The 16,611-nt window shown below is 68.2% G+C and carries 21 protein-coding genes and 1 pseudogene; 12 read left to right on the forward strand and 10 right to left on the reverse strand.

Annotated elements, in window-relative coordinates:
- Positions 1-51 precede the first annotated feature (51 nt).
- The gene (locus tag OG303_RS49740; RefSeq protein WP_405876789.1) at positions 52-1,047 is read left to right on the forward strand and encodes an RNA polymerase subunit sigma-70; all 996 of its coding nucleotides are present in this window, start codon (positions 52-54) and stop codon (positions 1,045-1,047) included.
- A 1,155-nt stretch (positions 1,048-2,202) separates the two neighbouring features.
- Positions 2,203-3,219 (forward strand): hypothetical protein, encoded by a 1,017-nt coding sequence (locus OG303_RS49745; RefSeq protein WP_405876791.1) that lies wholly within the window; start codon positions 2,203-2,205, stop codon positions 3,217-3,219.
- 696 nt (positions 3,220-3,915) lie between these two features.
- Here the strand turns inward: OG303_RS49745 and OG303_RS49750 are convergent.
- The 4 genes from OG303_RS49750 to OG303_RS49765 all read right to left on the reverse strand — a co-directional run bounded on the left by OG303_RS49750 (position 3,916) and on the right by OG303_RS49765 (position 5,977).
- On the reverse strand, positions 3,916-4,548 hold the full coding sequence (locus OG303_RS49750) for a DUF2461 family protein (protein WP_405876793.1): 633 nt from the start codon (positions 4,546-4,548) through the stop codon (positions 3,916-3,918).
- Between the two features lie 396 nt (positions 4,549-4,944).
- Complete coding sequence (locus OG303_RS49755) at positions 4,945-5,145, reverse strand: tyrosine-type recombinase/integrase (protein ID WP_405876795.1); 201 nt, start codon at positions 5,143-5,145, stop codon at positions 4,945-4,947.
- Entirely contained in the window at positions 5,142-5,723 is a 582-nt protein-coding gene (locus tag OG303_RS49760; protein WP_405876797.1) for a dihydrofolate reductase family protein, read from the reverse strand. Before OG303_RS49760 ends, OG303_RS49755 begins: the two co-directional genes overlap by 4 nt.
- A 65-nt stretch (positions 5,724-5,788) precedes the next feature.
- Complete coding sequence (locus OG303_RS49765; protein WP_405876799.1) at positions 5,789-5,977, reverse strand: hypothetical protein; 189 nt, start codon at positions 5,975-5,977, stop codon at positions 5,789-5,791.
- Positions 5,978-6,017: 40 nt separating this feature from the next.
- Here OG303_RS49765 and OG303_RS49770 point away from each other — a divergent pair, with 40 nt between their 5' ends.
- Genes OG303_RS49770 through OG303_RS49795 form a run of 6 tightly spaced genes read left to right on the forward strand, consistent with a single transcriptional unit; the run spans position 6,018 to position 9,249 of the window.
- Positions 6,018-6,332 (forward strand): hypothetical protein, encoded by a 315-nt coding sequence (locus OG303_RS49770; RefSeq protein ID WP_405876801.1) that lies wholly within the window; start codon positions 6,018-6,020, stop codon positions 6,330-6,332.
- Positions 6,329-7,087: a hypothetical protein gene (locus OG303_RS49775; RefSeq protein WP_405876803.1), complete on the forward strand. Its 759-nt coding sequence runs from the start codon at positions 6,329-6,331 to the stop codon at positions 7,085-7,087. Before OG303_RS49770 ends, OG303_RS49775 begins: the two co-directional genes overlap by 4 nt.
- Complete coding sequence (locus OG303_RS49780) at positions 7,084-7,497, forward strand: hypothetical protein (RefSeq protein ID WP_405876805.1); 414 nt, start codon at positions 7,084-7,086, stop codon at positions 7,495-7,497. The genes OG303_RS49775 and OG303_RS49780 overlap by 4 nt, the downstream gene beginning before the upstream one ends.
- A 42-nt stretch (positions 7,498-7,539) precedes the next feature.
- Positions 7,540-7,875 carry an ArsR/SmtB family transcription factor gene (locus OG303_RS49785; protein ID WP_405876807.1) on the forward strand — a complete coding sequence of 112 codons (336 nt, stop codon included), beginning with the start codon at positions 7,540-7,542 and terminating at the stop codon, positions 7,873-7,875.
- Positions 7,875-8,585, forward strand: coding sequence for a cation transporter (locus tag OG303_RS49790; RefSeq protein ID WP_405876809.1), 711 nt, complete (start codon positions 7,875-7,877; stop codon positions 8,583-8,585). Before OG303_RS49785 ends, OG303_RS49790 begins: the two co-directional genes overlap by 1 nt.
- A complete protein-coding gene (locus tag OG303_RS49795) occupies positions 8,491-9,249 on the forward strand; it encodes a Ku protein (RefSeq protein WP_405876811.1) in 759 nt (252 codons plus the stop codon). The genes OG303_RS49790 and OG303_RS49795 overlap by 95 nt, the downstream gene beginning before the upstream one ends.
- 167 nt (positions 9,250-9,416) lie before the next feature.
- Here OG303_RS49795 and OG303_RS49800 read toward each other — a convergent pair whose 3' ends face one another.
- Complete coding sequence (locus OG303_RS49800) at positions 9,417-10,187, reverse strand: tetratricopeptide repeat protein (RefSeq protein WP_405876813.1); 771 nt, start codon at positions 10,185-10,187, stop codon at positions 9,417-9,419.
- Between the two features lie 302 nt (positions 10,188-10,489).
- Here OG303_RS49800 and OG303_RS49805 point away from each other — a divergent pair, with 302 nt between their 5' ends.
- Genes OG303_RS49805 through OG303_RS49815 form a run of 3 tightly spaced genes read left to right on the forward strand, consistent with a single transcriptional unit; the run spans position 10,490 to position 11,265 of the window.
- The gene (locus OG303_RS49805; protein WP_405876815.1) at positions 10,490-10,735 is read left to right on the forward strand and encodes an antitoxin MazE7; all 246 of its coding nucleotides are present in this window, start codon (positions 10,490-10,492) and stop codon (positions 10,733-10,735) included.
- 3 nt (positions 10,736-10,738) lie between these two features.
- Positions 10,739-11,116 carry a toxin Doc gene (locus OG303_RS49810; RefSeq protein WP_405876817.1) on the forward strand — a complete coding sequence of 126 codons (378 nt, stop codon included), beginning with the start codon at positions 10,739-10,741 and terminating at the stop codon, positions 11,114-11,116.
- Complete coding sequence (locus OG303_RS49815) at positions 11,101-11,265, forward strand: CbrC family protein (RefSeq protein ID WP_405877871.1); 165 nt, start codon at positions 11,101-11,103, stop codon at positions 11,263-11,265. Before OG303_RS49810 ends, OG303_RS49815 begins: the two co-directional genes overlap by 16 nt.
- Before the next feature lie 41 nt (positions 11,266-11,306).
- On the opposite strand, the gene tnpA is transcribed toward OG303_RS49815, so the two are convergent.
- The 3 genes from tnpA to OG303_RS49830 all read right to left on the reverse strand — a co-directional run bounded on the left by tnpA (position 11,307) and on the right by OG303_RS49830 (position 13,080).
- Positions 11,307-11,711 (reverse strand): IS200/IS605 family transposase, encoded by a 405-nt coding sequence (gene tnpA, locus OG303_RS49820; RefSeq protein WP_405877873.1) that lies wholly within the window; start codon positions 11,709-11,711, stop codon positions 11,307-11,309.
- Between the two features lie 214 nt (positions 11,712-11,925).
- The gene (locus tag OG303_RS49825; protein WP_405876819.1) at positions 11,926-12,510 is read right to left on the reverse strand and encodes a hypothetical protein; all 585 of its coding nucleotides are present in this window, start codon (positions 12,508-12,510) and stop codon (positions 11,926-11,928) included.
- 156 nt (positions 12,511-12,666) lie between these two features.
- Positions 12,667-13,080 (reverse strand): hypothetical protein, encoded by a 414-nt coding sequence (locus tag OG303_RS49830; protein WP_405876821.1) that lies wholly within the window; start codon positions 13,078-13,080, stop codon positions 12,667-12,669.
- Positions 13,081-13,224: 144 nt separating this feature from the next.
- Here OG303_RS49830 and OG303_RS49835 point away from each other — a divergent pair.
- A pseudogene (locus tag OG303_RS49835) lies at positions 13,225-13,413 on the forward strand (IS630 family transposase); the annotation flags it as partial.
- Between the two features lie 48 nt (positions 13,414-13,461).
- Here OG303_RS49835 and OG303_RS49840 read toward each other — a convergent pair.
- Entirely contained in the window at positions 13,462-14,925 is a 1,464-nt protein-coding gene (locus tag OG303_RS49840; RefSeq protein ID WP_405876823.1) for an MFS transporter, read from the reverse strand.
- Positions 14,926-15,433: 508 nt separating this feature from the next.
- A complete protein-coding gene (locus tag OG303_RS49845; RefSeq protein ID WP_405876825.1) occupies positions 15,434-16,231 on the reverse strand; it encodes an alpha/beta hydrolase in 798 nt (265 codons plus the stop codon).
- Between the last annotated feature and the right edge of the window lie 380 nt (positions 16,232-16,611).

Below are 16,611 nucleotides of genomic sequence, written 5' to 3' on the forward strand. Positions count from 1 at the left end.
GCGTCGGCGCATGGACCACGCCCCGACGTGGTGCAGTACTAGGCTCGCGGCGTGACATCGCATCCGCGGGAGGCACCGCACCAAGACCGCTTCACGGCCGAGACTGAGCGGTTCCGCCGGGAGCTGTTGGCGCACTGCTACCGCATGGTCGGCTCGGCGCACGACGCCGAGGATCTGGTGCAGGAGACCTATCTGCGGGCGTGGCGGTCCTACTCCGGATTCGAGGGCCGCGCGTCGATTCGGTCCTGGCTCTACAAGATCGCCACCAACGTCTGCCTGAGGGCGTTGAAGCCGCGCCCGATCCGCGTGCTGCCCTCAGGTCTGGCAGGCGCGTACGACGGACCTGATCGCCCGCCGAGTACCGTTGGGCCGGGCGAGGTCTCGTGGCTGGAACCGCTGCCGGACGCGTGGATCGCCCCGCCCGCTGACGATCCGGCTGCGGTGGTGGTCGAACGCGAGTCGCTGCGGCTGGCGCTCATCGCCAGCCTGCAGCACCTGCCCGCCCGCCAACGCGCGATCCTCATCCTGCGCGAGGTGCTGGCGTTCTCGACGGCCGAGACCGCGGGAATCCTCGACACCACCACGGCGGCAGTCAAGAGCGGTCTGCAGCGCGCCCGCGCCCGGCTGGACGAACTGGAGCCTGAGCCCGAGGAACTGCTCGAACCGACCGACCAACGGGCACACGCGCTGCTCGATGCCTATATCGCGGCCTTCGAACGCTCCGACGCCGGCCTGCTGGAACAGGTTCTGCGTACGGACGCCACGCTGGAGGCGACGCCATTCCGCGATTGGCAGGCGGGCCGGGCGATGTGCATCCACATGCTCGACGCCTACGTGCTGGGTACACCGGGAGACTGGCGGATGATCGCCACCACAGCCAACGGCCAACCCGCCGCCGTCGTGTACCACCGGGATGCGGACGGCGCGTTCCAAGCCGACGGCGTCGTGGTGTTGGCCCCCACCGCCACCGGCGTCACCCGCGTGATCAAGTTCCACGATGCCGCACTGGTCGCGACGTTCGGCGTCCCGGACGTACTCGCGCACTGACCCGCCAACGGATACAGCCAGAGCCAGCCTGCTCGAACTCCAGGCGTTTCGCATCGGCGTCGCCAAGTTCCCGCAACTGCTCGGCCGGATGACGGATCCGGGTGTCCGGGCGACGCTCAGTGCTCCGGGCGGGGCCGACCGCGTACGCGGTGCGTTCCGGCCGATTCCCGCTGCGCATCCTTCTCCTTCGGCACGGCCCAGCCTTCCGCGACACCGGCCGCGATCACGTCGTCGTTCCACTTTCGCGCCCCAGGCCGCGGAACCACCGTGCGTCTACCGCCGCCCCAGCTCTCGGAACTTCACACGGGTGGTGGTGGCGCGCGGGCACATGCGGGAGAACGACGCCAACCTGAGCTCGGCGGCCCGGGAGGAGTTGGAGGAGGAGTACGCCGGCACCCGGCTGAGGCGGCAAGAACTGTCCGGCGAGCTCCTTGAAGACGTAAAGGGGGTGCTGTGGAAAGGGTGGATGCTAGACGTCGAGGCGAGGCGCAGCCAGCGTCGGGCACGCATCTCGTCGATCATGGCGAGGGATGTGCTTGTCGAGCTGGGCCTCGTCGGGACGCCGAGACGCCTGCTTCCAGAATTCCCAGTGAAGGTGGCTGATTGCAGTCCAAGGCCCTGGTGTTTCTCTGCGGCTGAGGCCCTCAATGCGGCTACGGCCTGTGGCTGGCCCATCAGCTGTGCGATCACCTCCCGCTGGACCATCCCGACGGGCTCCGCGGCGAGATCGATGCCAGCTGTCATCATCTCCTCGCGACGGAGAACTCCGCCTGGTTCAAGGTCGGGACCGGTCCCGGCCCCCCAGTGGTCGCATGTGCTGATGTCAGGGGTGCCCGCCTGGTCACTGACCGAGGTCGGCCTCGCAGGTCACGGAATGCGGAGACTGGGATGAGAAGTCCGGTACGTGAAGGTGTCAGTGCTCTGGCTGCAGTGGCTCTGTTGGCCTCGTGCACCGGAGGCCCGACGGAGGAAGGCGACAGTCCGGCGGCCACCGGCTCACCCACCCGGAAGGCCCTCGACCTCAGCGGCGATCCACGGGCTGCGGCGCCATTGGCGTTCGACAGCACAGCGGAACATGTCCTGCCGACCGGCCCGAAGGGCTTCCCTCCCATCACTTTGTACGGGCGTGCGGCCTGGCTCACGCACGCGTCCGGCGTGACGATGTACAACCTGGCCACGGGCAAGGCCGTCACCACCATCAAGACCCAGAACACGCCCACGTACGAACTGCCGGCCCCACGCGATCTGAGCAAGAAGCAGGCCGAGATGGCACGCAGCCGCGTGTCGTTCCCTGTGCCAGTGCGGATCGGCGGAATACCGGCCGTGGTTGCCGTCGTACCGGTCCAGCTCGCCAAGCAGGGCAGCGGTTCGGCCCAGGCCGGGTTCGAGGTGATCGCCGCCCGGGCGGACAACGGCAAGCTGATCTGGCGGCTTCCCGTGGACATCTACGGTGACCCGGCCGGCAAGCTCGGCGCGTTCTTGGTTCAGCCCGGCAACGGCGTGGTGACCGTCACCTGGACGGAGGACGGCTACATGGCAGGCACCTTCGCGGTCTCCCTGGACGACGAGCCCCGCATGCTGTGGCAGCGTGCAGGCTTCTGGATGGTCGGCGCATCCGGCGACGCTGTTCTGGGGTTCCGCGAAGAGCCGGACGAGGAATACTCGATGGCCGGTGTCGCCGCGTCCAACGGCCGTGACCTGTGGGCCAAGGGGGTGCCCGCCGGAGTCACCTGGGCGGTCAAATCGACCGACACACCATTGGCCAAACTCGACGACGACAGCGAGCAGGCGCAGCTGATCGAGATCGCGACCGGCGACTTCGTCCTGTCCAAGCGGGTCGGCCTGACCAAGCGCATGAGCTGCAATCACGGCGAGGGCGGCACCGTCCTGCTGTGCGCCTCGAAGCAGGACGGGGCGCTCGCGGTGGACAAAGCCGGCAAGATCTTGTGGCGCCGGGCGGCGGGTGACGGCCCCAACGGCTGGAACGCCACCGTAGAAGCCGAGTTCAAGGATCTGTTCTACGCCAAGGACAAAGACGGAGCATTCGTCGTCGACGGGCGTACCGGACGAACGGTCAGCCCCGACGCGGGGATTGTCCCCGATCGCGTCAACGCCTACGCCGCGCTGGTCTACACCGACACCGGCACAGAGGTCCACCTCGCCAAGCGATGACGCAGACCGGCTGCTGGCGAGGAGCGACGCCAGCCGCCCTTGCCAGTGCGCAGGCCACCAACCGTGAGATTCGAGGTCCGCCCCGCCCAAATCTGTGAGAAGCATCCACGCGCAGCGAGACGGGGCAGCGGCCGCTCGGCCATCGTTCGTGAGATTCGGCCACGGGATCTGAGATCCCACAGCTCGTAGGCCGGTTGTAGGATCTCGCGCTTCGCTGCCTACGCCGAGGCTGTGACCTGCGACTTCTCGCGGTGTCTCACGCTGCTTCATCTGCGGTTGTCGCGGCTCGCGGCGCATTCCCGCCAGGTTTACTGAGGCCGCTCCGGACGGGCAGATCGCTGACCTGCGGTGCCTCACGGCCCGCTATCACCCGGGACGGCTGTGCGGTCGGCTGCGGGGGGTGCCGTACGGCGGGAAATGCGCAGGTCGTTCTCCCGCCGGATGTTCGACCGCAACATCACGCTGCGCGGGGCATCGCCCCGGTCCGCGCCCGCATTCCCAAACTCCTGCCGGATGCGCTCTCCGGGGCCCTCGATCCGGGGCCCGTCTTCGACGGTGCCGTCCCCCTGGCCGAGGGGCCGGACGGTTATCGGGCGTGGACAACCGGTCGGCGCTGAAAGTACGCATCACCGTCAGAGTGCAGGGGCCGGCGGCACGAGTGTGGTTCCTCCCGTGCCGCACGGCGCCCAAGTGATGTCAGGCGGCGCGCTTCACGTGGCGGACCAGCCACATCAGCAGGGCGTCCAGGTCGGCGGCGGCCGTGAGGACCCGGTCGACCGCCTCGGGGGTGTGCAGCCACTGCTCGCAGCCGAGGGGACGGGCGGCGATCAGCGAACGGTGGCGCAGCAGGTTCGTACGGGAGTGGTCCGTCGGATAGCCGCGCGGGGGGCGTTTCATCACGTCCCCGGAGATGTCGTAGCCCTTCTTCCGCACGTCCTCGACGATGGCGGACAGTTCGCGGCCGCTCCCCTCGGAGGCCACGGCTTTGCGGAACATGTCCACCTGGCCGGGATCGGGGTACCACCAGGCGCCCTGGATCCGCAGGCCGTCCAGGGAGAACCGGAGACCGATCTCGATCTTGCGGCCGAGCCGGATCACCGCGCCCTGGTGCTGCCACCACCAGGAGTCGGTGCGGTAGTGCCAGACGGAGAAGTCCTCGTACCGGGGATCGGTGTCCGCGACCTCGTTGAGCAGGGCGATCATCGGCTGCCGGACCAGGCGTTCGCGGTCCGCGCGGTAGCGCTCGCGGGTCGCGTGGGTCGGTTCGCCCTGGAGCTGCCACAACACGTCCATGGCCTGCTCCGGCCAGCCGGTGAACTGTCCGCGCATGCGCGCAGGTTAGCTCACCCGTGATCCGCGCGCGCCGAAAGTGAGACGGGCAGGGAGGCGTAACCCCACACAAGGTGGGAGGTGCTGCGGCGGGGCTCACCGGCGAGTTCGATGTGCCGTGCGCAGTGGGCGAGTTCGTCGAGAAGCACGGAGAGTGCAGTCGATACGAAGCGGGCGGCGAGATTGCGCAGCCGAACATGAGATCCCACACCGGTGGTGCTCGGGGCTCTTGCGGAGGTTAGCCATGCCCCGAACTGTGTGGTCAGGTGCTATCAGCTTCGGCCTCGTGACTTCTCTGAACTGGGCCATGCTGTGGTCCGGCGCTCGGCGTCGGGGTGTCGGTAGGACTCGTGCAACCACGTACACACGTTTGAGTTCGCCCAGGTCAGCGGTGCCCTATTGATCGATGGGGAGGCGTCCGACGGCGTCTTCGACGTCGGCGTGGGTGGGCAGGGTGTACCGGCGTGTGGTGTCGAGGCGGGCGTGGCCGAGCAGTTCGGCGACGACGACGATGTCGACGCCGCGCAGCAGGTTGGTGGCGAGGGTGTGGCGGAGGATGTGGGCGGACAGGGCGAGGTTGCCCGCGTCGTCGGTCAACGGCGCACCCGATAGCGCAGGTGAAGCACCCGGTTGCCCTGAATCACCACGTCAGGATCCTCCAACAGGTGCGGCGCGTGGACCGACCCGAAGTAGCGCTTGCCGGACCCGAACACGACGGGTACGACGTCCATGCGCACCTCGTCGATCAGGCCCGCGGCAAGCACCTGGCCACCGACGTCGCCAGCGGCGACCTCGACCAGGCGGTCACCCGCAAGCTCCTGCGCCTTGGCCACGGCTGCCTCGACGCCGTCGACGAAGTGAAACGGCGCCTCGCGGTCCCAGCCCTCGGGCATCGGCCGGTGCGACACGACGACCACGTGGTCGATCCCGCCCGGAGGCTTCCCGTCCCAGCCGTCCGTCAGGTCGAAGACGTGGCGGCCGACGATCGTGACTCCGATCTGGTCCCAATACGGCCGGGTGTAGTCGTAGGACGTCTGCGACACCTTCAGCTCGCCGCTCTCGTCCAACGGGACGTCACCGCTGGACAACCAGTCGAACAGTGGTCCGGGCTGGTCGTTCTCGTCCGCGACGAAGCCGTCCACCGACACCGAGCTGTACATGACCACCTTGCCCACGGGGCTCTCCTCTGCTTTGGGGTGCCCCAAATTAGCGTGTCGTGAGCTGTCGCTCTTGTAAGAAATCAATCGGCCGGCAGCGGCCAGCTGTCCAGCGCGTGGCCGGGATGTTCGCGCAGGGACCGTCGCCGGACTTCGACGTACCGGGTCGGCGTGAGCCCGGTGAACGCCCGGAACTCGTGGCCGAAGTGGGCCTGGTCGAAGTAGCCGCAGGGCCGGCTGGACAGACGTCCCTGGATCGGCCAGATCGTCACCAGCCACTTCCACGACCACGGCCTGGCGGCGCTCGCCCGGATGCTGCAGACCGCGGCCTACATCGTCATCGCCTGCCTGAGCGGCATGCGCGACAGCGAGGTCAAAGCCCTCGCCAGGGGCTGCCTGCGCACCGAGACGGACAGCACCGGAAGCCCTTATCGGTGGAAGGTGACCAGCCTGTCCTTTAAGGGTGAGGCCGATCCTCGCGGAGTGAAGGCGATCTGGAACGTCGGCGAACCCGTCGCCCGCGCGATCACCGTGCTCGAGATGCTCCAGCCACCCGACGTCGACCACCTGTCAACCGTCTCGACCACGGCGCAGGCGGCCACAAGGGACGTTGCCACGCCGCCATGACCACCGGTCAGACGAATGACAACCTCAACCACTTCGCCGCCTGGGTGAACCGCTACTGCGACAGCCACGGACGCCACGAAGCCATCCCCGCGGTCAACGGCCGCCCTTTCAAGCTGCACACGGCCCAGTTCCGCCGCACCCTGGCCTGGTGCATCGCCCGCCGCCCCGGCGGGACCATCGCCGGAGCCCTCCAATACCGCCACCACAGCATCCAGGTCTTCGAGGGATACGCAGGCACCAGCGACTCCGGCTTCCGGGCCGAGGTCGAAAGCGAACAAGCCCTGGCCCGCGGCGAACACCTTCTCACCGTGATCGACGCCCACGAACACACCCGCTTGGCCGGCCCGGCAGCCGCCGAGGCCGCCCGCCGCCTCAAGGAGTTCGGACAACGAACCCGCTTCCAGGGCACCGTCGTCCTCGACGACCGCAGACTCCGACGGATCATGAACCGGGACGACCCCGCGATCTATCCCGGCACCTACATCACCTGCGTCCACGACCCGGCCAAGGCTCTTTGCGAACGGGCCCGCCAAGGAGCCTTCGAAGGACTTGGCGACCACCCCCAGTGCCAGCCACTGGCCTGCCGCAACGTCGCCCTGACCAGGGAGAACACCGACGCCTGGCAAGGAGAGATCGAACTGGTCGACCAGCAACTGACCAGACGCCCACCGCTGCCGCCCCTCCTGCAGAACCGACTGCTTAGGCGCAAGCACCAGATCGAAGACTTCCTCGCCGCCACCCAGGAGCCCTCGTGACCCGCCGCACCGACCTCCCATCCGAAGCGCGGGTCCGCGCGGCCCTGACCCGGCTCCGCCAAACGGCCACCGACACCGGCAAGCGCCCCACCGTCCTCGCGCTGGCCCGCGAGTTCGGGCTGAGCAACACCACCTTCCGCCGCCACTTCCCCGACATCGCCCGGGACATCGCCGAAGCCGCCCGCACCAGCGCACCCGAAGCCGACACTCCAACCAGCCACTACGACCAGCTCGTTGCCCGCAACGCCAAGCTGAAGCGGCGGAACAAGGAGCTGATCGCCCACCTCACCCTGGCCGCCGCCCGCATCCAGCAAGTCACCCTGGACAACCAGCGCCTGAAGCAGCAGCTCGAAGCCGCCACCGGTGTCACCCGCATCGGAACCCACGGCCGCCGACCCCAAGCCCACTAGTTCAGGATTTCCTGAATCCATGGATTCTTGTATTGTCAGAGGGTGCTGACCGTCGCCTCCGACGTCGAAGTGCTCACGCGCTTCGGTCGTGCTCTCGCTGACCCGATCCGCTGCCAACTGCTGCTGGCCCTGCAAGATGCCCCCGCCTATCCGTCCGACCTTGCCGACAAGATCGGTGTCTCGCGGACCAGGCTGTCGAACCACCTGGCCTGTCTGCGCGACTGCGGCCTGGTCGTTACCGTCCCCGACGGCCGCCGCACCCGTTACGAGCTCGCCGACCCCCGGCTCGGTCACGCGCTAGACGACCTTCGGACCGTGGTCGTCGCCGTCGAAACCGACCGCACCTGCGTCGATGCGGACGAGAAAGGCTGCTGCTGATGACCGCGATATCCCTCGGACCCTCCCCGGCCCGCCGTGACGTCCTGACCAAGCGAATACGCTTGCTGGTCGCCGCGACGATCACCTACAACGTGATCGAGGCGATCGTCGCCATCACTGCCGGCACCCTGGCCTCCTCCACCGCGCTGATCGGCTTCGGACTCGACTCCGTGATCGAAGTCTCCTCCGCCGCCGCGGTCGCTTGGCAGTTCTCCGCGACAGATCATGACGTCCGCGAAGCCCGCGAGAAGCGCACTCTGCGGATCATTGCCGTCTCGTTCTTCGCCCTCGCCGCTTACGTCACCATCGACGCCATCCGGGCCCTGACCGGTGCCGGTGAAGCCGAGCACTCCACCCCCGGCATCATCATCGCCGCACTGTCGCTGGCGGTCATGCCGTTCCTGTCCGCCGCTCAGCGCAAGGCCGGACGCGAGCTCGGCTCCGCGACCGCCGTTGCCGACTCCAAGCAGACCCTGCTCTGCACCTACCTCTCCGCCGTCCTCCTGGTCGGCCTCGTCGCCAACAGCCTCTTCGGCTGGTCCTGGGCCGACCCGATCGCCGCCCTCGTCATCGCTGCCGTCGCCGTCAAAGAAGGCCGCGAAGCCTGGCGCGGAGATGCCTGCTGCGGCCCCATCCCCACCACCAGCACCAACGCCGCCGCGGAGACCGACGCCTGCGGGTGCAAGCCCGACTGCACTTGCTGCAACTGACCGCCGTCGCGGGAGCTCAGCAGGCGGTCAACGGTCAGTCTCAAACAGTGGCCACAACCAGATCGGCGAGGGCTACTACCTTCAGCCCGACGGGCAGGTCGCGGCGAAACCGTACAAGCTGCTGGTGCAGGCGCTGAGCCGGTCATCGAAGGTGGCCGTCGCGAAGTACGCATGGTCGGGACGGGAGCGCCTGGGTCTGCTGCGGATCCTGGACAACGTGATCGTTTTGCATGCGATGCGCTGGCTCGACGAGATCCGTGACCCTGCTGAGCTGCTGCCACCGCCGATGGAGGTCTCCGAGGAGGAGATCGAGGGTGCGCTCGCGCTGATGGAGTCGATGAGCCGCGACCACCTCGAAGGATCGGAGTTCGAGGACGCCTACACCGAAGCCATGGCGAAGATCATCGAGGCGAAGCGGGGAAACCGGGAGCTCCCCGAGGCGCCGGAGCCCGAGAAGCCGGGCAAGGTCCTCGACCTCATGGCCGCCCTGACGGAGTCCGTGCAAAAGGCCAAGGCCTCCCGCGGCGACGACGCCGATGTGCACGAGCTGCCGAAGAAGAAGACTGCCGCCAAGAAGGCGACGAAGAAGCAGCCGGCCAAGAAGGCGGCAGCAAAGAAGACGGCGGCGAAGAAGACGACCGGGCGGAAGCCTCGCAGCGCCTAAAGCGCACACTCGGATGCCGTGCTGCGTGGTCGGACAGACCCGACCCCTCCCTCCCCACCACGCCATCGACGTCAAAGACCTGTGACTGAGCGCCCTCGTTGGCCGACCGGCCAACTAGCGTGCTCAGCCACTGCTGAGGCTCCCAACCGCTGGCGCGGCGCACGCGGTCAAGCGCCGTTGATGCGGTCAAGCAGCGCCCGGGCCTCGTCGGTGCGGCGGTGGTCCAGGCCGAAGGCGGTCAGGCAGGCGTCGTGGGCGGCCGCTGCATGGGTGCGGGCCTCGGTACCGCGGCCCAGCCCCAGGAGGGCGGTGGCCATGGCCAGCTCGACAGCGCCAGTCTCCGGGCGGCGCTCGTCCTCGGGCACGCTGTGGTGCAGCTCGTCGGCGCGCTCCGCCTCGGCGAGAGCTTCCTCGTGGCGGGCCTGGCCGTTGAGGCTCCGGGCCAGGCCGAGCCGCAGGACCAGCGTGAACCGGTCCAGTGCGCGATGGGCCGCGAGGGCCTCGCCAGCGAGCGCCTCGGCCTCCGAGTGGCGGCCCTGCGCGTTGAGGGCGTAAATCAGTCCGTTGCGGGCGGCCGCCGCTATGAGCGGCAGCTCCGGCCCTGTGCCGCGGGCCGCGGCCCGGGCGACGGCCGCGCACTCTGCCTCGCATTCGGCGTGCCGGGCGAGCGCACTCAGCGCTTGGGCGCGGTCCGAGCGCAGTTTCAGGGTCAGCGGGTGTTCGGCGCCGAAGATCCTGCCGAAGACCGGCAGCAGTGCGTCGTATGCGGTGACGGCCTCGACGTGACGGCCCTGGGCGCCCGTCGCGAGCGCTGCGATGCTCAACGCCAGCGGCGCGTACACGTCGTCGCGCGGCCGGGACCCTGCGGCCACGGCGCGGGCCTCGACCTCCGCATCGGCATAGCGTCCGGCCTGGTAGAGGGCCGTGGCTTGGGCCAAGGGGGATCTCCACACCTGCCCGGCTTCGTGTCGGCCGTGCGGCCGGAAGAGCTTCATGCCGGGAGCATACGGATCCTGCGCACGCCCCTTCGAGGAACGGGCGGGAGTTTCTCGGCGGGCCCGCGCCGCCCGGGGCCGGGCGGGCGGTACGAACTCGCACTACGCCGCTGAGAAGCGAGGCGTTGCATAACAAGCTGAGCACAGTGCGGCCAACTGAAGCGCTCACTGGCCAACTGAAGCGCTCAGTCACAAGACCCCCAAGATGTATGCGCACGCGCATGCGTACGTGCATACTTGGAGATATGGCAGACACCAGCGTACGGATCAGCGCCGAGACCAGGGACCGCTTCAAGGCCCTCGCCGACAGCAGAGGAAAGAGCCTGGCCTCCTACCTCGACGAGCTGTCGCAGCAGGCCGAGAACCAGGAACGCCTTGGCCAGGCCACAGCCTTCTTCGACGCCGCCCTTGACCCCGAAACGGTCGAGGCCTTCGACGCGCACTACGGCGGGCTCCCCGCCGGCGCCCGGGCCAGCCACCGGGCGGCCTGAGCCTTGCAACTGCACATCGACATTCGCTGGCTCCTGGACCGCCAGGAACGCGTCCTGGGCAAGGACCTGGCAGTCAACGACTACTCCTCGCTGGTCGCGGCGGTGGCCCGACACCGAGTCAACACCCCGCACCTGGAGGTGGACCAACCCGACGCGTACTGGCGGGCCGCCGCGCTACTCGACACGACCGTGCTGCAGCGTCCCCTGCCCGCCCGCAACGAGCTGTACGGCTACGCCGTTGCCCTCGCCTACCTCCAAGCATCCGGGGAGACCGTCGAAGCGCCCCGGGAGCAGTGGATCCAGCTCATCGACGACATCCGCGCTCTACGGCTGGACGTGTATGACATTGCCGCCCGCCTCCGGTCCTGGCGGAGTGTGTAGATCGTCGGCAATCGGGGTGGATCTACACCGCGACCTTCTACACCGCCCAAGAGGTCAGCGGACGCTTCTGCCCCTGGTGCATCGCAGACGGCAGCGCGGCTGAGCGGTTCGCCGGCGAGTTCATGGACTCCTACGGACTCGACCTTTAGGCGGGGAGGGAATCCGATCTCAGGACTGCTCTGACCGCAGGTTACGAAGGACGTTTTTGCTGCTCGATGTACTGACGGACGATCGACAGCGGAGCCCCGCCACATGATCCGGCGAAGTAGGAGCCAGACCAGAACCGGCCGTGCATGATGAAGCGGTTGACGCGGCCGGTGAACTCCTGGCGCAGGTAGCGCGAGGACACGCCCTTGAGCGAGTTGACCAGGTTCGAGAGGGCGACCTTGGGCGGGTAGTGCACCAGCAGGTGCACATGGTCGCCCTCCCCGTTGAACTCGATCAGATCCGCGCCGAAGTCCGTGCACACGTTCCGCATGATCTCCTCGCAGCGCGTCAGCATCTCGTCGTTGAAGACCTCACGCCGGTACTTGGTCACGAAAACCCCCGGACGCGTCAACGGGCGGCGGCAGGGTCCGCAGGCGTTCGCGCAGATCGGCCACGTACTCGGCGGGACGGGCAGACGCGAGGCCCCTCACCTCATCAACGGATGCCTACGGGGCACCAGACTGAGTCCTTTACCCGCCTGACCGCTCACCCGACAACCCATCGGAGAGGTCAGTAGGAGTTCTTGTCGCCTTCCTCCGGCGACCGCGCCGACACCCAACACGACCCGGTGAGCCGTCCCGGGCACAGCACCAGGGCCCCTCTCACACCGGCGCGGCGCTGTCACCCGGAGGCCGGCGGAGCAGGTGCAGACAGATGACCGAGGCGACGACGGTCCGCCGTTCGCAGGCGTCCAGGCGAGGGTTCATTTCGACAACGTACTGCTGCAACCCGATCCACGAGTCGATGGTGCTCACCGTGACCCGGCCGAGAATCTCCGGTGCCGGGCCCCCTTCCGGATCGGTCTCCGTAAGATGCCATTCGGCGTACAGGAGACCCAGCCGCGTGAGCAGGAGTTGGCGTCCCTGCTCCGTCTGGAGGCTCAGCTGCCGGGTCTTGATGAGTCCACCGGCACCGGCGGTGCCGACCTCCCGGTCCGCGGCGTCGGTGAAGCGGAACTCCACCGGCCCGAACTGCCCGAACCGGGAACGCCTCTTGATATGAACGATGAACTCGCCGGACGTTTTCGTGAGGACGGAGTACGTGTCGTCGGTGTACGTGACCCAGGCGAGCGGGGTCCCCTTCACGGTGGACACGGCCAGGGCGGGGCCCACGTATCTGCGCCACCGTGAACGCTTCGGCTGCCCCACCACGACGGCTTCCAGCTCGAACAGACCGGGTTCCGTCATCGGTCTCCCTTCCCCCGCACGGCCTCCCCCTCGACCGAGTACGTCCACTGTGACTGAGAACCTGCTCGACTCCCATCCCTCGGGCGGACATCGACGCCAAGTTTGATCGCCGTACGGTGGACTGGTCCGAGGAGCAATGAAGGCAGGCGGAGAGGGCTACAGGCCTTCGGGGACGGCGTCTCCGGCATGCACGGCGGCCGCCGCCTCCAGCAGGGGCCAGCCGTCGACCTCCACCGCCCGCCGCTCCTCCGGTTGCCACCCACGGGCCAGCGCCACGTCGAGCAGCGCCCGGACCGCGCCCGGCTCATGCAGGTTCAGGTCTGCACCCTGGGTGAAGCCCACGTCCCCGGAGCCGAAGGGGGCCCCGCCCGGGACGTACCGGCCGGGCCCGTCGGCAAAGACAATGCGCAGCGGCCCGCCGGTGCCGGCAGGCTGAGGGGACAGGGTGAGAATCTGGCGGCAGTCCATGGACCGCCCATCGTTGCCCCTTCGGTGGCTGTGGCGCATCGTCCACATGTACACGCGCCCGTCGGCGACCAGCCGGCGGGACTTCTTCAAATGGCGAGGCACACAGACGAGGCTACGCAGCCTGACCCACAAGACACCCCGCGCGGTGAGCAAGATTCGATGAGACGAACAGGATGGTCGTCACACTTCGGCGAGACCGGTCACTGGCCAGGCACGTAGGGAGGTTCCGGGCGGATCGCTAAGGGGGGCATCTGGTCTTTGTTACGGCGCGGCCCGCTGGCCGATGTTGCCTTCACCGACGACGACCACCTTGAGCGCACCCTCCGTCGAGGCCTGCGCCATATTCAACTCCGCCCCGACCTCATCGACGGCTGCCTCGCCGCCACAGGACTCACGCTCACCCAACATGCGACAACAAACCGAAGAACTCAGTAACGAAGTCGCTGTGAGCCCCTTTCTCGTCCAGGCAGGTCCTGGACTCTGTCAGCAGCGACGGGTCTGGTACGGCACGGGGGCGGGTACCGGTTCGGGCGGTGTCGGGCACCGGCTCAAGGCGACGAGGAAGGTCAGGGCGATTCCGCCCGCCACGACGAAGAATGTGGTGCGGATCCCGTCGGCGGTGGCGATTCGCAGCTGTTCACCGGAGAGGCCATCGAGGCCGGCAGTCGCTACCAGGACGAGGATGGCGAGGCCGACAGCCGCGCCCGCGCCTGAGCCGGTGGAGGCAATGCCGGAGGCGATGCCTTGTTGTCGGTCGGAGATTCCGGTGGCGGCGGCGATGAACATGGTGGTGAAGACCACCCCGTCGCCGATGCTGAGCGCCACGAGGCCGGGGATGAGTTCGACGTATGTGCCGTTCGGCGAGATCGCGAGGCCGAGTGCGAGCGCACCGAGCGCACCGACGGCGAGGGCTGCGGCCAGCGTGCGCCTGAGACCGAACCGCGTCACGAGTTGGCCTGCGGTTGTCGAGCCGGCGACCACCACTGCCGTGGGGATAAGGAAGCCAACGCCGGTCTGCAAAGCGTCGTAGCCCAGAATCTCCTGGAAGTAAAGGGACAGGAAGTAGAGCACGGAGCCGAAGGTCGCCATGAACATGAATGCGATGACGACGCCGGTGATCAGGTTGGGGTTGGAGAGCAGCCGGAGTGGCATGAGCGGGTCGGCGCTGCGTCGCTCGATGATGACGAAAGCTCCGATCAGCAGGAGGCCTGCCGCTGCGCTGACCAGGATGCCCGGCGAAAGCCAGCCCAATCCGGGGCCTTGCACGAGGGCGAACACGATGAGTGTGACGCCGAGAGTGACGCTGAGCGCACCGGGTAGGTCGAACTTGCGGCCTTTTTCGCGTTCACCGTCCCGGGGGATCAATACGAAGGCAAGCAGCAGCGCAGGGCAGGCCAGGGCGACGTTAACGAGGAAGACCGCTTCCCAGCCGAACGCCTGCGTCAGAAGACCGCCGAGCAGCACACCGATGACAAGTCCTGCCGCGCCTGATCCTCCCCAGATTCCCAGTGCACGGTTGCGGGCGCGGCCTTCGACGAAGGTGGTGTTGATGAGTGCCAGGGTGGTGGGGAAGACGAGGGCTCCGCCGAGACCTTGGAATGCGCGGGCGGCGAGGAGCACTCCGGGGCTGGTCGCGAGTCCCCCCGCGAGCGCTGCCCCGGCATAGAGTGCGAGGCCGGTGGCCAGGATACGGCGTCGTCCGAGCAGGTCGGCGGCACGCCCGCCGAACAGTAGGAAGCCGGCCGAGGCTACTGCATAGGCGCTGATGACCGACTGGAGCGTCTGCGCGGAATAGCCAAGGTCGTGTGCGATGTCGGGGAGGGCCACGACCACGATGTACTGGTCGAGCGAAACGATCAGCATGGCGAAGGATAAGAGCGCCAGCATCGCTGTCTCACGGTTCCAACCGAGGCTGCCGGGCGCAGAGGATGTCTCTTTGGGTCGCACGGCAGCACTCCTGATGATCGGTCAAGTCTGTGCTCACGGCCTGCTGGGAAAGTCTGTCTGATGGGGGGGCGGGTGGCCCTCACCGAGAAGGACGTTTGCCAAGACCCTATCCAGCTCGCCCTCACTAATCCCGTCAACAACCCAAGCTCGTCCGAGGGCGCTCACGCGCCATTTTCTCAAGGAACCAAGTCGTTCGGGCTTCTGCCTCAGCGAACCTAATTCGCGCGACTGAGTGCGCTGGGGCGGGTGCTGGATGGCTGTACCGGCTGGGGTGGCTCCTGAATGGCCGTGCGTCGAGTTGTCATATGTGGACGTCCCGCAGCGGACGTCGTCGGCGTCCGCTGCGGGACTGTGCGACAGGCCGGTTCGAGGATGTCGCTCCGCTACGCACGTTTCGCTGGTTGCGCGGCGAGCGTCACCTCCCGGGCTGGTACTGGGCGGCGACGACCGGGCCGGGCAGCACGTCGGCTTCGCGTCGTGGCTGGTCGATGGAGCGGGTGATTCTGCCTCACCTGGGATCGCGGGGCTCCAGATGCTTCTCCAGGAAGGAGATCTCTGCCGCGACGGCCTGTTCGTGCTCCTCGAGGAACGGGGCGTAATGACTGCCCGTCAGGTGAACGACTTCGGACCGAGGCGCGTTCCGGGCGGCCCGGACGGCGGGGCCAGGGAGCACGCTCTGGTCCTGGTCGCAGACGACGACCAGCAGGGGGCACCGGATACGGGAGGCATGGCGGCCGGGCCGGTACCGGCCGATTTGCAGGGCGATCCGTGCGGCGACCGTCTGCTCCCAGTTCGCGTGGCGGCGGTCGGGATCGAGGGCCCGGTCGCCGTCCATGGCATCGGACGTGGTGAGCGAGGCGACCGCGCCGCGCGGTCCTGCGGTCGGGACCAGCAGCGGCGGACGGCCGACGAGGCCCCCGAGCGCGTCCGCGACACCCCGGCAGAACAGACGTAGCGCCGCAAGGGGCGTCATGGAGCGCAGCGCGTGGGGAGCGACTGCGGGGCCGTCGACCAGCGGGGTCTGCGCGATCGCGCAGACCAGTCGCGGGTGGTCGGCCGCGACACGGAAGACGTGGCCGCCCGCGAGCGAGAAGCCCCAGACCGAGATCCTGTCCGGGTCGACATCCGGCAGACCGGTCGCGCACTCGATCGCGGCGTGCCAGTCGGCAACCTGCTCGTCGAAGCGGACGATCTGGCGCGGCGCGCCTCCGCTCTCCCCGAACCGTCGGTGGTCGAAGGCCAGGATCGCGAAACCGGCGTCGTTGAACCGCGCGGCGAACAAGTCCGAGGCCGGCTCCTTCGTCACCGAGGTTCCGCCGGCCATGATCACGCAGCCGCCGTTTGACCCCGGATAGTGCCAGGCGGCACACGAGGTGTCACCGCTGGCGAAGCGTACTTTCTCCCGTTGCTTGAACGCGGGCACGTGGACCTCCGTGGTGAATGGTCGTTCTCGGGGTGCTCTGAAAACCGCGGGCCTGCGGCGTCGTCGCGTCGCGGGCCCCCTTCGCCGGGCCGCCGGTGGCGGCCCTGGAGAGGCCGACGGTCAGCCGATCAGGCCGGGGAACCAGATGTGCGGGTCGAGGATCATCGGGTGCTCCTTCCGTGGCTCGGGTCCGCCAACGCCGACGCGCGCCGGCGACGGGGCGGAGTGGATGCCATCCATGCTTGGGGTGTACTCCCCGAGAC

The organism is Streptomyces sp. NBC_00005 (assembly GCF_045160215.1).
In the GTDB taxonomy this organism is placed as follows: Bacteria; Actinomycetota; Actinomycetes; order Streptomycetales; family Streptomycetaceae; genus Streptomyces.